This window comes from Aeromonas sp. 1805 (assembly GCF_013085525.1).
Classification (GTDB): domain Bacteria; phylum Pseudomonadota; class Gammaproteobacteria; order Enterobacterales; family Aeromonadaceae; genus Aeromonas; species Aeromonas hydrophila.
Genome location: NZ_CP038515.1, coordinates 1,641,954 through 1,657,500, shown reverse-complemented (window position 1 = coordinate 1,657,500; position 15,547 = coordinate 1,641,954). Strand labels below are relative to the sequence as shown.

The following is a 15,547-nucleotide window of genomic DNA, read 5'->3' as shown; positions in this document are numbered from 1 at the left end:
ACCGCCATCACGATAGCCAAAGGCGACCAGCGCGGGCAGCAACATGGTCGAACTGAACAGCGCGACCAGCAGGCCAACGATACGAATGATGCTCAGAATCTGCATTCCGGCTCCCTCTTCAGACTAAAAGAGCGATGGATTCTAGCCATCTAAGGGACGAAGGGATACCCGACCCTGGGTTCGGTCGGTCAATTCCTGTGCGATTCGGCTCCAAACAGCGGCTTCCCACGCCACCTGCAGGGTGACGCTGGCGCCGTAATCGGCCGCCAGCAACTGACCCTGATGCGCCTGGATCAGCGCCTCCACCGCGCCCATGTCGGTATAGTCGCACTGGATGAGGGAGGTAGCCTGCTGGCGCTTGATACGGGTTTCGAGCTGCTTGAGGGCGGCGCCCACGCCACCGCCATAGGCCTTGACCAGGCCGCCGGTGCCCAGCAGTACCCCACCGTAATAGCGCACCACCACGGCGGCGATCTCCCCGAGACCGGCCCCCATCAGCTGGGCCAGCATGGGCTTGCCGGCGGTGCCCGAGGGCTCGCCGTCATCGCTGAAACCGTACACCTGACTGTCCTGCGGGGCACCGGCGACAAAGGCCCAGCAGTGATGCCGGGCCCCGGGATGTTGCTGTTTTATCTCGCCGATCCAGGCTTTGGCAGCCTCTACGGTCGGCGTGTGGGCAATATACGTGATGAAGCGGCTCTTCTTGATCTCCTCACTCACCTCCAGCGGTGCAGCCGGTATGGAATAGTCTGCCGCCATCAGAGCCCTGCTTGTCTGGTCAGGTTTTCTACCCCGTTGGCGTGCAGCACCACGTTGTCTTCGATGCGGATGCCGCCATAGGGGCGCAGCGCCTCGACCTTGTTCCAGTTGACCCGTTTGCCCTGTTCACCGAGGCGCAGCGGCTCCAGCAGGCTGTCGATGAAGTAGAGACCCGGCTCGATGGTGAACACCTGGCCCACTTCCATCACCCGGGTGCAGCGCAGATAGGGGAACTGTTCGGGGGCCGACAGGTGAGTACCGCGCTCATCCTGCATGAAGCCGCCGGCATCGTGTACCTGCAAGCCGAGGAAGTGGCCGAGACCGTGGGGGAAGAAGACGTTGGTCACCCCGGTATGGATCATTTCGTCCACCGACATGTCCACCAGCTCGGTGGCTTGCAGCAGGCGCGCCAGTCGGTGGTGCATCTGCAGATGCAGCTCGCTGTAACGGCGACCCGGCTTGATCTCCTCGATGATCTCCTGCTGCTGGGCATCCAGCGCCGCAATCAGATCGGCAAACTCACCGCGGCGCCAGGCCCAGGTCCGGGTGATGTCGGAGGCATAGCCGTGCACATCCACGCCGGCATCGATGAGGAAGGAGTACCGCTCCGCATCGGGCACCCGCTGAGCGGAGAGGTGGGTGTAGTGCAGGATGGCCGCATTACGGTTGATGGCGACGATATTGCCGTAGGGCGCCTCATTGGCCCCCTGCCCGACCGCCTTCATGTAGGCCAGGTTGATCTCGAACTCGCTCGCCCCCGCCATGAAGGAGTCCTTGGCCGCAATGTGGCCGCGTACCCCGATGCGGTTGGCATCGCGCAGGCATTCCAGCTCGTAGGCTGTCTTGTAGGCGCGATGATAATGCAGATAGTTGAGCACCGCCTCCGGATTGGGCTGGCCCAGCCCCAGCAGCTCGGCCACCTCCAGGTGGCCGCCCAGATAGGCCCACTCCTGCTTGTTGGCCGGCAGGTGATCGGCCACCTGCTCCGGGCGGGTCAGGAAGCGGATATCGAAGAAATCGACCCAGAAGGCGTTGGGCAGCTCCGCCACCTTGTGCCAGAAATCCACCGGCCGGTAGAACAGCAGCACCGGCTTGTTCACGCCGTCCACCAGCAACCAGCAGTGGGGATTGTCCAGCACAGGCAACCAGGCCTTGAACTGGGGGTTCACCTTGAAGGGGTAATCCTGGTCATCGAGGAAGATGCGGTGGGTCTGGCCGGAGTGGATGGCCAGACCGCTCAGTCCCTGCTGTTGCAGTATGTCGCGGGTGCGCTGCTGCAAGGTGTCGAGGTGCTGGGCAAAAAGTTGGCTATAGCTGCTCATGGCGTCCTGCTCCGGGAGAAATGTGGTTTCAGCATAACATCAAGCGAATCAAGGCTCGAACCGTCAAGCAATCGCTTCGTGAGGTAACGCATACGTTACAAGGCTTTTGTTATGAAACAAAAACCAACCATTAACAAATAAAAAACAATTCAATACACTGCCGGTAGATACATGCAGTCAGGGACTACTCATGCACAACCTTTGCCTGTGGCAACCGGATCAGGAGCGGATTCAGCAATCCAACCTCCAGCACTTCATGGCCGAGGTCAACCGCTTCCACGGCCTGCAGCTGCACAGCTACGCCCAGCTCTACCAGTGGTCGGTGGAGAAGACAACCCGTTTCTGGCCGCTGGTGTGGCAGCACTGCGGCGTCAAGGGCGAGCTCGGCAACATAGTGGCGGAGAACCGCCAGGAGATGCAGCGCACCCGCTGGTTCCCCGACAGCCGACTCAACTTCGCCGAAAACCTGCTGCGCCGCCAGGATGACACGCCGGCCATCATCTCCCGCATCGAGGGTAGCCCCAGCCACACCTTGAGCTGGCGCGAGCTGGCGGATCAGGTCGCCAGGCTGGCCCAGTGGCTGCGTGGCCAGGGCATCGGCCGGGGCGACGTGGTGGCGGCCTACCTGCCCAATATCCCGGAAACCGTGGTGGCCATGCTGGCGACCACCAGCCTGGGAGCGATCTGGACCTCCACCAGCCCCGATTTCGGCGAAGCCAGCGTGGTGGAGCGCTTCGGCCAGACCCGGCCGCGAGTGCTGTTTGCGGTGGATGGCTATCGCTACAACGGCAAGCCCATCGACATTCAGGACAAAGTGGCGGGGGTCGTCAGCCAGATCGACAGCATAGAGCAGACGGTCATGATCCCCCTGCTGGACCATCCCCTGCAGCTTGGCCACGACTGGCGCCAGATCCTGACCGGCCAGCCGGATGCCAGCCTGCAGTTCGAGCCCATGGCCTTCAATGACCCGCTCTACATCCTCTATTCGTCCGGCACCACCGGCAAGCCCAAGTGCATCGTGCACGGCATCGGCGGCACCCTGCTGCAACATCTGAAAGAACACCAGCTGCACTGCGACATCAAGCCGGGGGAGCGCATCTTCTACTTCACCACCTGCGGCTGGATGATGTGGAACTGGCTGGTGAGCGCCCTCGCCTCCGGCGCCACTCTGGTGCTCTACGACGGCTCTCCCTTCTACCCGGACGGCAACGTATTGTGGGACCTCGCCCGCGACGAAGAGGTCGCCCTGTTCGGCACCTCGGCCAAATACCTGGATGCGCTGCACAAGCAGGGCTATGCCCCCATCAAGACTCACCAGCTGCCGCAGTTGCGGCTGATCTGCAGCACCGGCTCCGTGCTGTCGCCGGAGGGGTTCGATTACGTCTATCAGCAGATCAAGCAGGATGTGCAGCTCAGCTCCATCTCGGGCGGCACCGACATCTGCTCCTGCTTCGTCATCGGCAACCCCATCAGCCCCGTCTACCGCGGCGAGAGCCAGGGACGCGGCCTCGGCCTCGCGGTGCAGGTGTTCAACGAAGCGGGCCAGCCGGTGCAGGGGGAAAAGGGCGAGCTGGTCTGTACCAAACCCTTCCCGGCCCAACCCATCGGCTTTTGGGGGGACGCCAGCGGCGACAAATACCACGCCGCCTATTTCGAACGGTTCGACAACATCTGGTGCCATGGCGACTGGATCGAGCTGACCCCGACCGGCGGCATCCTGTTCTACGGTCGCTCCGACGCCACCCTCAACCCGGGCGGCGTGCGCATCGGCACCAGTGAGATTTACCGCTACGTCGAGCAGCTGGAGGAAGTAGAAGAGAGCATCGTCATCGGCCAGCAGTGGCAACAGGACGAGCGGGTGGTGCTGTTCGTCAAGCTCAAGCCAGGCCTCATGCTGGACGAAGCGCTGCGCGAGCGCATCCGCCAGCAGGTGCGCCAGCACTGCACCGCCCGTCACGTGCCGACCCGCATCCTGCAGGTGGACGCCATTCCGCGCACCAAGTCCGGCAAGATAGTGGAGCTGGCGGTGCGGGAAGTGGTGCACAACCGGCCCGTCAACAACACCCACGCCCTCGCCGACCCCGAGGTGCTGAGCCAGTATCGCGACCGGCCCGAGCTGGCCAGCTGAGGCCACACAAGGTTAATAAAGGCGTCATCAGACGCCTTTATTTTGGTTGTTAATCTGAGGCGAGCTTTTACTCGAGATCTGTTAAACGAATGTTTTAAATAGGTGTTGAAATTGTCTTCTTTTGGATCAATAGTGAGCCTCGCCCCCTGCTGGGGATAAAGGAGCACCACCCCCCACCATGTGGGAACAAGGAGACACTCTCATGATCTACCAAGGCGAAACCCTGACGGTCAGCTACCTCGAAGACGGCATTGCCGAGCTGAGGTTCGATGCTCCGGGTTCAGTCAACAAGCTGGATCGCGCTACCCTGCTCTCCCTGAGCGAAGCGATCGCCGCATTACAACAAGAACGTGAACTAAAAGGTCTGATCCTCACCTCCGGCAAAGACGCCTTCATCGTCGGCGCCGACATTACCGAATTCCTGGAACTGTTCGATCTGCCGCAGGCTGATCTGCTCGGCTGGCTGAAAAAGGCCAACGACATCTTCAGCGCCATCGAAGATCTGCCGGTGCCGACCCTCTGTGCCATCAAGGGCCACGCCCTGGGCGGCGGCTGCGAGACCATTCTCTCCACCGACTTCCGGCTGGCTGACACCAGCGCCAAAATCGGCCTGCCCGAGACCAAGCTCGGCATCATGCCCGGCTTTGGCGGCACCGTCCGTCTGCCGCGGGTGATCGGCGCCGACAACGCGCTGGAGTGGATCACCACCGGCAAAGATTACCGTGCCGATGACGCCCTCAAGGTGGGCGCCATCGACGCCGTGGTCGCGCCAGAGGCGCTGCAGAGCGCTGCGGTGCAGATGATCAAGGACGCGATCAAAGGCAAGCTGGACTGGCAGGGCCGCCGCGCCGCCAAGAAAGCCCCGCTGCGCCTCTCCAAACTGGAAGCCATGATGAGCTTCACCACCGCCGCCGGCATGGTTGCCGCCGTGGCGGGCAAACACTATCCGGCGCCGATGACGGCGGTGAAAACCGTCGAAGCCGCTGCCGGCATGAGCCGTGACGAGGCGTTGGCCGTCGAGGCACAAGGCTTCATCAAGCTGGCCAAGACCGATGTCGCCAAAGCGCTGGTCGGTATCTTCCTCAACGATCAGCACATCAAGGCGCTTGCCAAGAAGGCTGCCAAGCAGACAGCTAAGGCCACTAGCCACGCCGCCGTACTGGGTGCCGGCATCATGGGGGGCGGCATCGCCTACCAATCCGCCAGCAAGGGTATCCCGGCGGTGATGAAGGACATCAACGAGAAGGCGCTGGCGCTTGGCATGAATGAGGCCACCAAGCTGCTCAACGGCCAGCTCGAAAAGGGCCGCATCGACGGCATCAAGATGGGCCAGGTGCTCTCCGCCATCACCCCGACCCTCAGCTATGACAACGTCAAGCATGTGGATGTGGTGGTCGAAGCCGTGGTCGAGAACCCGAAAGTGAAAGCCGCCGTACTGGGCGAAGTGGAAGGGATCATCGGCGAAGACGCCGTGCTCGCCAGCAACACCTCCACCATCCCCATCTCCCTGCTGGCCAAGGGACTGAAGCGCCCGCAGAACTTCTGCGGCATGCACTTCTTCAACCCGGTGCACCGCATGCCGCTGGTGGAGATCATCCGCGGCGAGCAGACCTCCGATGAAACCATCAACCGCGTGGTGGCCTACGCTGCCGCCATGGGCAAGTCCCCGGTGGTGGTCAACGACTGCCCGGGCTTCTTCGTCAACCGCGTGTTGTTCCCCTACTTCTTCGGCTTCAACAAGCTGGTCGCCGATGGCGCCGACTTCGCCGCCGTCGACAAGGTAATGGAGAAAGAGTTTGGCTGGCCGATGGGCCCCGCCTACCTGCTGGACGTGGTCGGCATCGACACCGGCCACCATGCCGGTGACGTGATGGCGCAGGGCTTCCCGGCTCGCATGAGCAAGGAAGGTCGCACCGCCATCGACGTGATGTACGAAGTGAATCGCTTCGGTCAGAAGAACGGCAAGGGCTTCTACGCCTACGAGCAGGACAAGAAGGGCAAGCCGAAGAAGGTGGCCGACGCCGCCAGTTACGAGCTGCTGGCCCCCATCGCCAAGCCGAAACAGGATTTCGACAAGGACGCCATCATCGCCCGCATGATGATCCCGATGATCAACGAGGTGGTGCTCTGTCTGGAAGAGGGCATAGTCGCCACGCCGGCCGAAGCCGACATCGCGCTGGTCTACGGTCTGGGCTTCCCTCCCTTCCGCGGCGGCGTGTTCCGCTATCTGGACACCATTGGTCTGGATCGCTACGTGGCCATGGCCGACCAGTATGCCGACTTGGGCCCGCTCTACCGCGTCAGCGACAAGCTGCGTGAGATGGCCGCCCAGGGCAAAACCTTCTACTGATTGCGGAAAGGAGATCCATTCATGAAAGACGTAGTCATTGTCGACTGTATCCGGACCCCGATGGGCCGGTCCAAGGGCGGCGCCTTCCGCAACGTGCGTGCAGAAGACTTGTCCGCGCACCTGATGAAATCCATCCTGCTGCGCAACCCCAACCTCGACCCGAACGAGATCGAGGATATCTACTGGGGCTGCGTGCAGCAGACCCTGGAGCAGGGCTTCAACATTGCCCGCAACGCCGCGCTGCTGGCCGGCATTCCCAAGCAGGTGGGGGCGGTCACCGTCAACCGCCTGTGCGGCTCCAGCATGCAGGCGCTGCACGATGCCTCCCGTGCCATTCAGGTAGGTGATGGGGATATCTTCATCATCGGCGGCGTCGAGCACATGGGCCACGTGCCGATGAGCCACGGGGTGGACTTCCATCCCGGCATGGCCAAGTCGGTGGCGAAAGCCTCCGGCATGATGGGGCTGACCGCCGAGATGCTCGGCAAGCTGCACGGCATCAGTCGTCAGCAGCAGGACGAGTTTGCCGCCCGCTCCCATCGCCGCGCTCACGCCGCCACCGTGGAAGGCCGTTTCGCCAAGGAGATCGTCGGGCTGGAAGGCCATGACGCCAGCGGCGCCCGCTTCTTCTACGACTATGACGAGGTGATCCGCCCCGAGACCACGGTGGAAACCCTGAGCCAGCTGCGCCCGGTGTTCGACCCGGTCAACGGTACCGTCACCGCCGGCACCTCGTCGGCCCTGTCCGATGGCGCCGCCGCCATGCTGGTGATGAGTGCGGATCGCGCTAAGGCGCTCGGCCTCACCCCGCGTGCCCGCGTGCGCGCCATGGCCGTCGCCGGCTGCGATGCCGCCATCATGGGTTACGGCCCGGTGCCGGCCACCCAGAAGGCGCTCAAACGGGCCGGCCTGACCATCGGCGACATCGACCTGTTCGAGCTGAACGAGGCGTTTGCCGCCCAGTCCCTGCCCTGCGTGAAGGATCTGGGTCTGCAAGACGTGGTGGACGAGAAGGTGAACCTGAACGGCGGCGCCATCGCCCTGGGTCACCCGCTCGGCTGCTCCGGCGCCCGCATCTCCACCACCCTGCTCAACCTGATGGAAGAGAAGGACGCCACCCTGGGGGTTGCCACCATGTGCATCGGCCTGGGTCAGGGCATCGCCACCGTGTTCGAACGAGTGTAAGTAGCACCCCGGCCGGTTCGCCGGTCGGGGCTGGATTGACAGAGAGGAGCGCGCTCATGCTTCCCGGCGAAGCGGGCTCCTGTCACCGGTTTTGGGGTCGGTCTGCCCGACCCGTCATCGAGTCTGTGGAGTGCGCCACACGGGGTGCACTTTTGCCGTCGGAATCTGCGTATTGGCCGGCCCGTTTGGGTCGGCCTTTTTTATTTGCACGGCAGGATATGGGAGGATATTGCCCATAACCTCACATTAGATGGGGGGCTTGCTTGCTTTTTGCGCCCCTGACAGGTTCAATCTGCACAAAAAAATGGGTGGATGCACATACATATGTCAACGAGCAAACAACTGCTGATCGTCGACGACGACCAAGAGATCCGCGAGCTGCTCAACGAATACCTGACCAGGGCCGGCTTCGAGGTATTGACCGCAGCGGAGGGCAACGAGATGCGCAAGCAGCTCGCCCAGCACAACCCGGACCTCATCATTCTCGATATCATGATGCCGGGCGACGACGGTTTTACCCTCTGCCAGCAGATCCGTCGCGACTCCCAGGTGCCCATCATCATGCTGACCGCCGCCTCCGACGAAGCGGACCGGGTGATCGGCCTCGAGCTCGGTGCCGATGACTACATCGCCAAACCATTCAGCCCGCGCGAGCTGCAGGCCCGCATCAAGGCGCTGCTGCGTCGCGCCGAATTCCGCCAGCCGGAGAAAGAGAAAGAACCGAGCCGCCGGTTGCGCTTCGCCGAGTGGACCCTGGATACCCTGAGCCACCAGCTGACCCACGAGGACGGCAGCCTGCTGGACCTCTCCGGCAGCGATGCCCTGCTGCTCGGCATGTTCCTGCAACAGCCCGGCGTGGTGCTGGACCGGGATACCATCTCGGACGCCACCCGCGGTCGCGAGAGCCTGCCGATGGAGCGCGGCATCGACGTGCAGATCAGCCGCTTGCGCCAGAAGCTGGGCGACAACGGCAAGAGTCCGCGCATCATCAAGACCATTCGCGGCAGTGGCTACATGCTGATCGCCGAGGTGCACGAGATCCCATGAGTACCAGGTGGTTCTGGCGGGCGCTGGTGCCCCGTTCCCTGCTGTCGCGGATGCTGCTGCTGTTGCTGCTGGCGATCCTGCTCTCCCAGACCATACTCACCGGCATCTGGATGCAGCAGATCCAGAAGCGGGAGCTGGAAGGCATGCTCAGCACCACCCGCAACCTGGCACTGTCGGCCGCCTCCACCGTCAACTTCTTCAAATCCCTGCCGCTGCAGTACCGCCACATCGCGCTGGACCAGCTGCGCAACATGGGTGGCAGCCGCTTCTTCGTGTCGCTGAACGAGGAGGAGATCCACATCAGCGCCATCCCCGACAGCGAGCGCAAGACGCTGGTGCTCAAGGAGGTGCAGGGGGTACTGACCCGCAAGCTCTCCGACGCCATGGCGATCAAGGTGGATTTCTCGCGCCCCGAAGAGCTGCACGTCTTCAACAACGACACCCTGCTGGCGGATCTGCCCTCCTCCTGGGCCCGTTACACCCTGTCGCTGGAGCCGATCAATCCACCTGTGCTGGTGACCCAGATCGAAATAGAGCCGGGTGAGTGGCTCTATCTGGCGGCCCTGCTGCCGGCCCCCTACATGACGCTCGACGATACCGTCATGCCCAGCAACCAGGTGCGCTTCATCGCCCTGATGACGGTGTTCCTCTGCTTCTTCACCTTCCTGCTGGTGCGCTGGCAGACCCGGCCGCTGCGCCGGCTGGCCAAGGCGGCGGTCAACCTCGGCAAGGACATCGACCAGCCCTCGCTGAAAGAGGAGGGGGCCTCCGAGATCGTGGCGGCCACCCGCGCCTTCAACATCATGCAGCACCGCATCCGCCGCTATATCGACGATAGAGAGCGGCTGTTCAGCTCGATTTCCCACGACCTCAAGACCCCTATCACCCGGCTGCGGCTGCGGGTCGAACTGCTCGACGACGAGCAGCAGATCGCCAAGTTCAACAAGGACCTGGACGAGCTGGAGCTGATGGTGAAGGGGGCGCTACAGACGGTGAAAGACACCGACATCCACGAGAACATCGAGCAGCTCGACATCGACGCCATGCTGGAGCAGATGGCGGAAGCCATGAACCTGCACGACGAGCGGCTGACCATCGAAGGTCACTGCAAGCAGCCCTACCGTGGCAAGCCGCTGGCCCTCAAGCGCTGCATCGGCAACCTGGTGGACAACGGCATCAAGTACGGCCAACGGGTGCGCATCATCATCATGGACGACGAGGAGATGCTGATCCTGTTCATCATGGACGAGGGTCCCGGCCTGCCGGAGGATCAGTTCGAACGCATCTTCGAGCCCTACTATCGGCTCAGCACGGATCTGGCCGGCACCGGTCTGGGTCTGGGTATTGCCCGCAACATAGCCCACGCCCACGGCGGCGACCTGGTGCTGGAAAATCGTCCGCAGGGCGGCCTGCAGGCCACCCTCTCCCTACCAAGGCAGTAACCTTATGAAGTGGTTGTCTTTTTCTGTCATCGCCCTGCTCTCCCTGCCTGTAGGCGCCTCTCAGGTGGAGGTACTGCACTGGTGGACCTCTGGCGGCGAGGCCAGGGCGGTGGAAGTGCTCAAGTCCGAGTGGACCGAGCAGGGCAACCAGTGGAACGACTTCGCGGTGCAGGGCGGCGGCGGCAAGAGCGCCATGACGGTGCTGAAAAGCCGGGCACTGGCGGCCAATCCGCCGGAGGCGGCCCACCTCAAGGGGTTCGAGTTGCGGGAATGGGCTGGACTCGGCTTCCTGCGCGACCTCACCCCCATGGCCGAACACCTCGGCTGGTATCCCCAGCTGCCGCCCATGGTGCGGGAGACCCTCAGCCAGAACGGCGCCCTGATGGCGGTGCCGACCGGCATCCACCGGGTCAACTGGCTGTGGCTCAACCGCAAGATCTTCGAGCGCAACAAGCTGACCCCGCCCACCAGCTGGGCCCAGTTCGTGACCGTGGCCGATCGGCTCAAGCAGCAAGGGATCACCCCGCTCGCCATCGGCAACGAGCCCTGGCAGCTGGCGGTGCTGTTCGAAACGGTGGCACTCGGCGAAGGGGGCAAGGCGTTCTACCGCAAAGCCTTCGTGGAACAGGACAGCGCCACCCTGACCGGCCCCGACATGGTGCGGGTGCTGACCCGCTTTCAGCAGCTGCGCGGCTATGTGCCGGAGAAATACGCCGGCCTGAAGTGGCACCAGGCCACCAACCTGCTGGAGAGCGGCGGCGCCGCCATGCAGATCATGGGGGACTGGGTGAAGGGCGAACTGAGCGCCGGCAACTACCGACCCGGCGAGGATATCGAGTGCCTGCCGAGCCCCGGCAGTGCCAACCTGTTCAGCTACAACCTCGACTCCATCGCCATGTTCAAGCAGCGGGATCCCGCCCAGCTGCAGGCCCAGGGCGAGCTGGCCCAGTTGCTGATGACGCCGCGCTTCCAGCAGGAGTTCAACCGGGTGAAAGGCTCGATCCCGGCACTGACCAAGCCGGACATGAGCAAGTTCGACCGCTGCGCCATCCGCTCCTATCAGGATTTTCTGCTGGCGGAGCGGGAGGGCAACCTGCTGCCCAGCATGGCGGAAGGGATGGCGACGCCGACCAACATGCGCCAGGCGATCATGGATGTGCTGAGCAACTTCTTCAACGACCCCAGAGCCAACCCGCAACAGACGGCACTGCATCTGGAGCGGGCGATGCGCTCGACCCGCTGACGCTTTTCGCGGCGGCCAGAAACGACAAAGGCGGATGAAATATCCGCCTTTGTCGTTGTGAAAGTATTGGGGTCAGGATTGATCGTTTTCGTCCTCATCCTCGTCGTAGTAATCGCTGAGCTCGATCCAGAGCCCCAGTCCGATCATCACCATGGAACCGAACCAGGTGCCGGTGTTACCGATCGGGCTGCCCATCACTATCATGGCGAAAGACAAGAACCCCATGCCTGCGTAGGCTTGTAATCTGCCGTAGGAGACCTGCATATTCACACCTCCTTGTTGAATATGGTTCAATTTTTATATTACTCATACGGCGGTGAGTGGGTAGGCCCAGATAACACTTTGGTTACATATGCTGCCAGTTGCCGGAGTGGTTTGATTATTTTTTCGCCGTGAGTATCATTGGCAGCTGATTTGGTTGAAGGTTGATTATTGATGAGTGCTTTATTCTGCGACGCGACTCACGAGTTGGATGCAATCGGGCTTCGTTGCCCCGAGCCAGTAATGATGGTTCGTAAAAAAGTGCGGTTGATGGCTGACGGGGAGACCCTGCTGGTCAGTGCCGACGACCCCTCAACCACCCGCGACATCCCCAGTTTCTGCCGCTTCATGGATCACACCCTGGTCGCCAGCGAGACAGAGCAGGCCCCTTACCGCTATCTGATCCGCAAGGGTCAGTAAGCCCCAACACCGGAGCAATCCATGCCAGCCATTACCCGAATCGGCACCACCCAGCGTTGGTCTGACGTGGTCATTCACAACGGCACCCTCTACGTGGTGGAAGTGCCCGCCACTGACACCGCCGATATTCACCAGCAGACCCGTGAAGTACTGGCAAGCCTGCAGCGCCTGCTGGAAGCCAACGGCTCCGGCGTCGACAAGATCCTGATGGCCAACGTCTATCTCAAGGACATTGCGGACATCGCGGCCTTCAACGAGCAGTGGGATGCCTGGATCCCGGCTGGCACCGCGCCGGTTAGAGCCTGCGTACAGGCCCGCCTCGCCCACGAAGGCTACAAGGTGGAAGTGCAGCTGACTGCCGCCGTCTAAAGCCCGCAACGCCGGATAACAAAAGGCCCCGCCATCGCTAGCGGGGCCTTTTTCATGGCTGCGAACCAGACCGCTTAGGCGGTCGGGGTCAAGGTGATGGTCACCCGACGGTTCTGGGCCTTGCCTTCGGCGGTGCTGTTGGTGGCAACCGGCTGATCCGGGCCCACGCCGCTGGTGGAGATACGGCTGCCAGTCACACCCTGGCCGATCAACTGGGCGGCGACGGCATCGGCGCGCTGGGCGGAGAGCTTCATGTTCAGCTCGCGGGAACCGGTGCTGTCGGTGTGACCGACCACGTTCAGGCGGGTCTTGTCGAACTCACCGACCACCATGGCCACGCCGGACAGGGTGTTGGCACCGGCCGCTTTCAGCTGGGCGCTGGAGCTGTCGAAGGTGACATTGTTCGGCATGTTGAGGATCAGCTGGTCACCGTTGCGGGTCACGCTGACACCGGTGCCCTGCAGCTTCTCGCGCAGCTTGGCTTCCTGCACGTCCATGTAGTAGCCGATACCACCGCCCAGCGCGGCGCCGGCGGCCACGCCGGTCAGGATCCCCTTCTTGCGGTCACCCTTGCTGGAGGAGAGCGCGCCCACGGCAGCGCCAGTGGCCGCGCCAGCCAGCGCGCCCCAGGCGCCCTTGGAGGTCTGGGATTCGCCAGTGTAGGGGTTGGTGGTACAGCCGGTCAGGGCTACGAGCAGGGCAACGGCAGGAACAAGTGTCTTGAAATGCATGAAAAACCTCTAAAAAAACCGACTCAAATCCAAAGAGGGCGCATTCTACCCCAGAGCTGTGCCAAGGTGTGACGTTATCAACATCACGCTCCTCTCTGCCCACCCCCCAGTATCCGCAGGCCGGCTGGATGCCGCCTGAACCGGTAACCGGATCAAGCTCGCAACTGTGACCTATCTCCTTGTGCAACGGACCAAAATGCGCCCCCTTTGGCTACTATTGAATGCACCATCAATAGTGCTCAGAGGTCTCTCATGTCCGCACTGCTTCGCAACGTCTCGATCCGGCACCTGCTGTTGAGTGCCAGCCTCATCATTCTGATCACCATGGCGCTGGCCGGGCTCTGGCGCAGCAGCCTGACCGCCCGCCTCGGTGAGCTGCCCAACCAGCTCATCGTCAGTGCCAACGAGCAGATAGCCCTGCAGGAGCTGCGTTATCACACCACCCAGGTCCAGCAGTTCCTGACCGATGCCGCCGTCTCCGGCGAGATGGACTCCATCGGCGAGGCCGAACAGCACGCCCAGGCGGCCCGCCAGTTGCTGGAGCGGCTGCCGCAGCTGAAAGCGCCGCTCACCCCGCTGCTGGCCCGCCAGCTGGAGATCGGCAAGCGGATGGTAGACATCTATCTGAAGGAGGGGCGCGAGGCCGGCAACCAGCTGATGAAGCAGCCGACCGAAGGGTTTGACGCCCTCACCGACAACATCGCCAGCCAGGTCGAAGCGGTGCTGGAACAGCAGCAACACCAGTTCCAGCAGCGGGAGCAGGATATCCGCGGCCAGAGCGAGGCCCTGCAGCATCAGGACATGCTGCAGTTGGCCGTCAGCCTGGCCATCATCCTGTTGATGCTGCTGCTCATCTACTTCAAGACCGTCGGCCCGCTGCAACATCTGATGGGTCAGCTGGTCGAACTGGCCAACCACAGCCACAACCTCACCTTCCGGCTGCACAGCCAGGGCAAGGACGAGTTCGCCTATCTGGCGGAGGTGTTCAACCGCTTCCTCGGCAATATCGACAGCCTGATCGGTACGGTGCAGCAGGTTTCGCGCAAGACCCACGACAAGATGGCCCTGCTGATGTCGCACTCCGGCAGCACCCTCAGCAGCATGCAACAGGCCCAGCAGAACACCGACATGCTGGCGACCGCCATCAACGAGATGACCGCCACCGTCCACAACATCGAGCACAACACCGAGCAGGCCAGCCAGGATACCCTGCTCACCCAGCAGCAGGCCCACGACGGCCAGCGGCAGGTGAGCCAGACCATCTCCCTGATCCGGCAGGTGGCCGACCACATCGAGCAATCCGCCGGGGAAGTGACCCAGCTGGATCAGGAGAGCACCCAGATCGGCAACATCCTGCAGGTGATCCGCACCATCTCGGAACAGACCAATTTGCTGGCGCTCAACGCCGCCATCGAAGCGGCCCGGGCCGGTGAGCAGGGCCGCGGCTTCGCGGTGGTGGCCGACGAGGTGCGCCAGCTGGCGACCCGCACTCAGGCCGCCACCGTCGACATCCAGCAGCGTATAGAGACGCTGCAGCACAATACCCGCCATGCGGTGACCACCATGCACACCACCCGCAACGTAAGCGAACAGGCGGTCAGCCAAGCGGCGGGCACCGGCGAGACCCTGACCGCCATCGTCGAAGCCATCACCCGGGTCAACGACATGAACGGCCACATCGCCACCGCCGCCGGCCAGCAGGCCCAGGTCACCGAAGAGACCAACCGCAATGTGATGGAGGTCGCCAGCATTGCCCGCGAATGTCTGGAGCTGGCGCGCCAGAGCCGCAGCCACACCCGGGACATGAACCAGGCCAACGAGGAGATCGGCCTCATCAGCGATCAGTTCGACGTCAGCAAGGCTGGCTCTGCCAGCCAGGATCAAGAGCTGCTGCACTGGAACGAGGCCTTCATGGTGCAGGTGCCCAGCATGGACAGCCAGCATCTGGGCTTGTTCGAGGCGATGAACCGGCTCTACCAGGCGGTGCTCGACAAGAGCCCGGCCCAGCAGCGCAAACAGCGGCTCGACGAGCTGCTCAAGCTCGCCACCCAGCACTTCGCCGACGAGGAGCGCGTGATGGAGCAGGCGGGCTACCCCGAGCTGCGCCGCCACAAGCAGGAACACGCCCGGCTGCTGGCCGAGCTCGACACCCTGATGCAGCGCAACGGCACGGACGACGAGGAGTTCAACATGGAGCTGCTGGTGTTTCTCAAGAACTGGCTGCTCAACCACATCTCCAAGGTCGACAAACAGTACTCAGGCACGCTGCGTCAGGCCGGGATCGCCTGAT

The 15,547-nt window shown here is 62.8% G+C and carries 14 protein-coding genes (1 of these 14 running past the window's edge); 9 read left to right on the top strand and 5 right to left on the bottom strand.

Annotated features, from left to right (window positions below):
- The 3 genes in view from E5E96_RS07860 to pepQ are tightly spaced (at most 36 nt apart) and all read right to left on the bottom strand, a layout consistent with a single transcriptional unit that may run on beyond the window.
- Window positions 1–105 carry the beginning of a TrkH family potassium uptake protein gene (locus E5E96_RS07860; protein WP_011704169.1) on the bottom strand. Its footprint begins 1,353 nt before the window's first position, so 105 of the gene's 1,458 nt are visible here — the first part of the coding sequence; its start codon is at window positions 103–105; the stop codon falls past the left edge of the window.
- A gap of 36 nt (window positions 106–141) precedes the next feature.
- Window positions 142–759, bottom strand: a complete 618-nt coding sequence (locus E5E96_RS07855) for a YigZ family protein (RefSeq protein ID WP_065480299.1) — start codon at window positions 757–759, stop codon at window positions 142–144.
- Window positions 759–2,081, bottom strand: coding sequence for a Xaa-Pro dipeptidase (gene pepQ / locus E5E96_RS07850; RefSeq protein ID WP_011704167.1), 1,323 nt, complete (start codon window positions 2,079–2,081; stop codon window positions 759–761). The genes E5E96_RS07855 and pepQ overlap by 1 nt, the downstream gene beginning before the upstream one ends.
- Before the next feature lie 190 nt (window positions 2,082–2,271).
- On the opposite strand from pepQ, the gene E5E96_RS07845 reads away from it, so the two are divergent.
- From E5E96_RS07845 to E5E96_RS07820, 6 genes are all read left to right on the top strand, one after another.
- Window positions 2,272–4,209 carry an acetoacetate--CoA ligase gene (locus E5E96_RS07845; RefSeq protein ID WP_171281880.1) on the top strand — a complete coding sequence of 646 codons (1,938 nt, stop codon included), beginning with the start codon at window positions 2,272–2,274 and terminating at the stop codon, window positions 4,207–4,209.
- Between the two features lie 202 nt (window positions 4,210–4,411).
- Window positions 4,412–6,559, top strand: coding sequence for a fatty acid oxidation complex subunit alpha FadB (gene fadB, locus E5E96_RS07840; protein ID WP_171281879.1), 2,148 nt, complete (start codon window positions 4,412–4,414; stop codon window positions 6,557–6,559).
- Window positions 6,560–7,744, top strand: coding sequence for an acetyl-CoA C-acyltransferase FadA (gene fadA / locus E5E96_RS07835; protein ID WP_198913418.1), 1,185 nt, complete (start codon window positions 6,560–6,562; stop codon window positions 7,742–7,744).
- A gap of 324 nt (window positions 7,745–8,068) precedes the next feature.
- On the top strand, window positions 8,069–8,791 hold the full coding sequence (locus tag E5E96_RS07830) for a response regulator (RefSeq protein WP_016348992.1): 723 nt from the start codon (window positions 8,069–8,071) through the stop codon (window positions 8,789–8,791).
- Window positions 8,788–10,233 (top strand): ATP-binding protein, encoded by a 1,446-nt coding sequence (locus tag E5E96_RS07825; protein WP_042064458.1) that lies wholly within the window; start codon window positions 8,788–8,790, stop codon window positions 10,231–10,233. Before E5E96_RS07830 ends, E5E96_RS07825 begins: the two co-directional genes overlap by 4 nt.
- Before the next feature lie 4 nt (window positions 10,234–10,237).
- Window positions 10,238–11,476: an ABC transporter substrate-binding protein gene (locus E5E96_RS07820; RefSeq protein WP_044798828.1), complete on the top strand. Its 1,239-nt coding sequence runs from the start codon at window positions 10,238–10,240 to the stop codon at window positions 11,474–11,476.
- A 72-nt stretch (window positions 11,477–11,548) separates the two neighbouring features.
- On the opposite strand, the gene E5E96_RS07815 is transcribed toward E5E96_RS07820, so the two are convergent.
- Window positions 11,549–11,740, bottom strand: a complete 192-nt coding sequence (locus E5E96_RS07815) for a hypothetical protein (protein ID WP_005307420.1) — start codon at window positions 11,738–11,740, stop codon at window positions 11,549–11,551.
- Window positions 11,741–11,911: 171 nt separating this feature from the next.
- Here E5E96_RS07815 and tusA point away from each other — a divergent pair, with 171 nt between their 5' ends.
- Both tusA and E5E96_RS07805 read left to right on the top strand, forming a co-directional pair.
- Window positions 11,912–12,157, top strand: coding sequence for a sulfurtransferase TusA (tusA, locus tag E5E96_RS07810; RefSeq protein WP_005307416.1), 246 nt, complete (start codon window positions 11,912–11,914; stop codon window positions 12,155–12,157).
- Between the two features lie 21 nt (window positions 12,158–12,178).
- A complete protein-coding gene (locus E5E96_RS07805) occupies window positions 12,179–12,526 on the top strand; it encodes a RidA family protein (protein WP_171281878.1) in 348 nt (115 codons plus the stop codon).
- Window positions 12,527–12,600: 74 nt separating this feature from the next.
- On the opposite strand, the gene E5E96_RS07800 is transcribed toward E5E96_RS07805, so the two are convergent.
- Complete coding sequence (locus E5E96_RS07800) at window positions 12,601–13,257, bottom strand: OmpA family lipoprotein (protein ID WP_011704158.1); 657 nt, start codon at window positions 13,255–13,257, stop codon at window positions 12,601–12,603.
- A gap of 252 nt (window positions 13,258–13,509) precedes the next feature.
- On the opposite strand from E5E96_RS07800, the gene E5E96_RS07795 reads away from it, so the two are divergent.
- Window positions 13,510–15,546, top strand: coding sequence for a bacteriohemerythrin (locus E5E96_RS07795; RefSeq protein ID WP_171281877.1), 2,037 nt, complete (start codon window positions 13,510–13,512; stop codon window positions 15,544–15,546).
- Window position 15,547: the final 1 nt, after the last annotated feature.

Excerpts from the sequence above, each read along its gene's own strand:
- E5E96_RS07815 (WP_005307420.1), bottom strand. The coding sequence starts at position 11,740 with ATGCAGGTCTCCTACGGCAGATTACAAGCCTACGCAGGCATGGGGTTC.
- E5E96_RS07855 (WP_065480299.1), bottom strand. The coding sequence starts at position 759 with ATGGCGGCAGACTATTCCATACCGGCTGCACCGCTGGAGGTGAGTGAG.
- tusA (WP_005307416.1), top strand. The coding sequence starts at position 11,912 with ATGAGTGCTTTATTCTGCGACGCGACTCACGAGTTGGATGCAATCGGG.
- fadB (WP_171281879.1), top strand. The coding sequence starts at position 4,412 with ATGATCTACCAAGGCGAAACCCTGACGGTCAGCTACCTCGAAGACGGC.
- E5E96_RS07795 (WP_171281877.1), top strand. The coding sequence starts at position 13,510 with ATGTCCGCACTGCTTCGCAACGTCTCGATCCGGCACCTGCTGTTGAGT.
- E5E96_RS07805 (WP_171281878.1), top strand. The coding sequence starts at position 12,179 with ATGCCAGCCATTACCCGAATCGGCACCACCCAGCGTTGGTCTGACGTG.
- E5E96_RS07825 (WP_042064458.1), top strand. The coding sequence starts at position 8,788 with ATGAGTACCAGGTGGTTCTGGCGGGCGCTGGTGCCCCGTTCCCTGCTG.
- pepQ (WP_011704167.1), bottom strand. The coding sequence starts at position 2,081 with ATGAGCAGCTATAGCCAACTTTTTGCCCAGCACCTCGACACCTTGCAG.
- E5E96_RS07800 (WP_011704158.1), bottom strand. The coding sequence starts at position 13,257 with ATGCATTTCAAGACACTTGTTCCTGCCGTTGCCCTGCTCGTAGCCCTG.
- E5E96_RS07820 (WP_044798828.1), top strand. The coding sequence starts at position 10,238 with ATGAAGTGGTTGTCTTTTTCTGTCATCGCCCTGCTCTCCCTGCCTGTA.
- E5E96_RS07845 (WP_171281880.1), top strand. The coding sequence starts at position 2,272 with ATGCACAACCTTTGCCTGTGGCAACCGGATCAGGAGCGGATTCAGCAA.
- E5E96_RS07830 (WP_016348992.1), top strand. The coding sequence starts at position 8,069 with ATGTCAACGAGCAAACAACTGCTGATCGTCGACGACGACCAAGAGATC.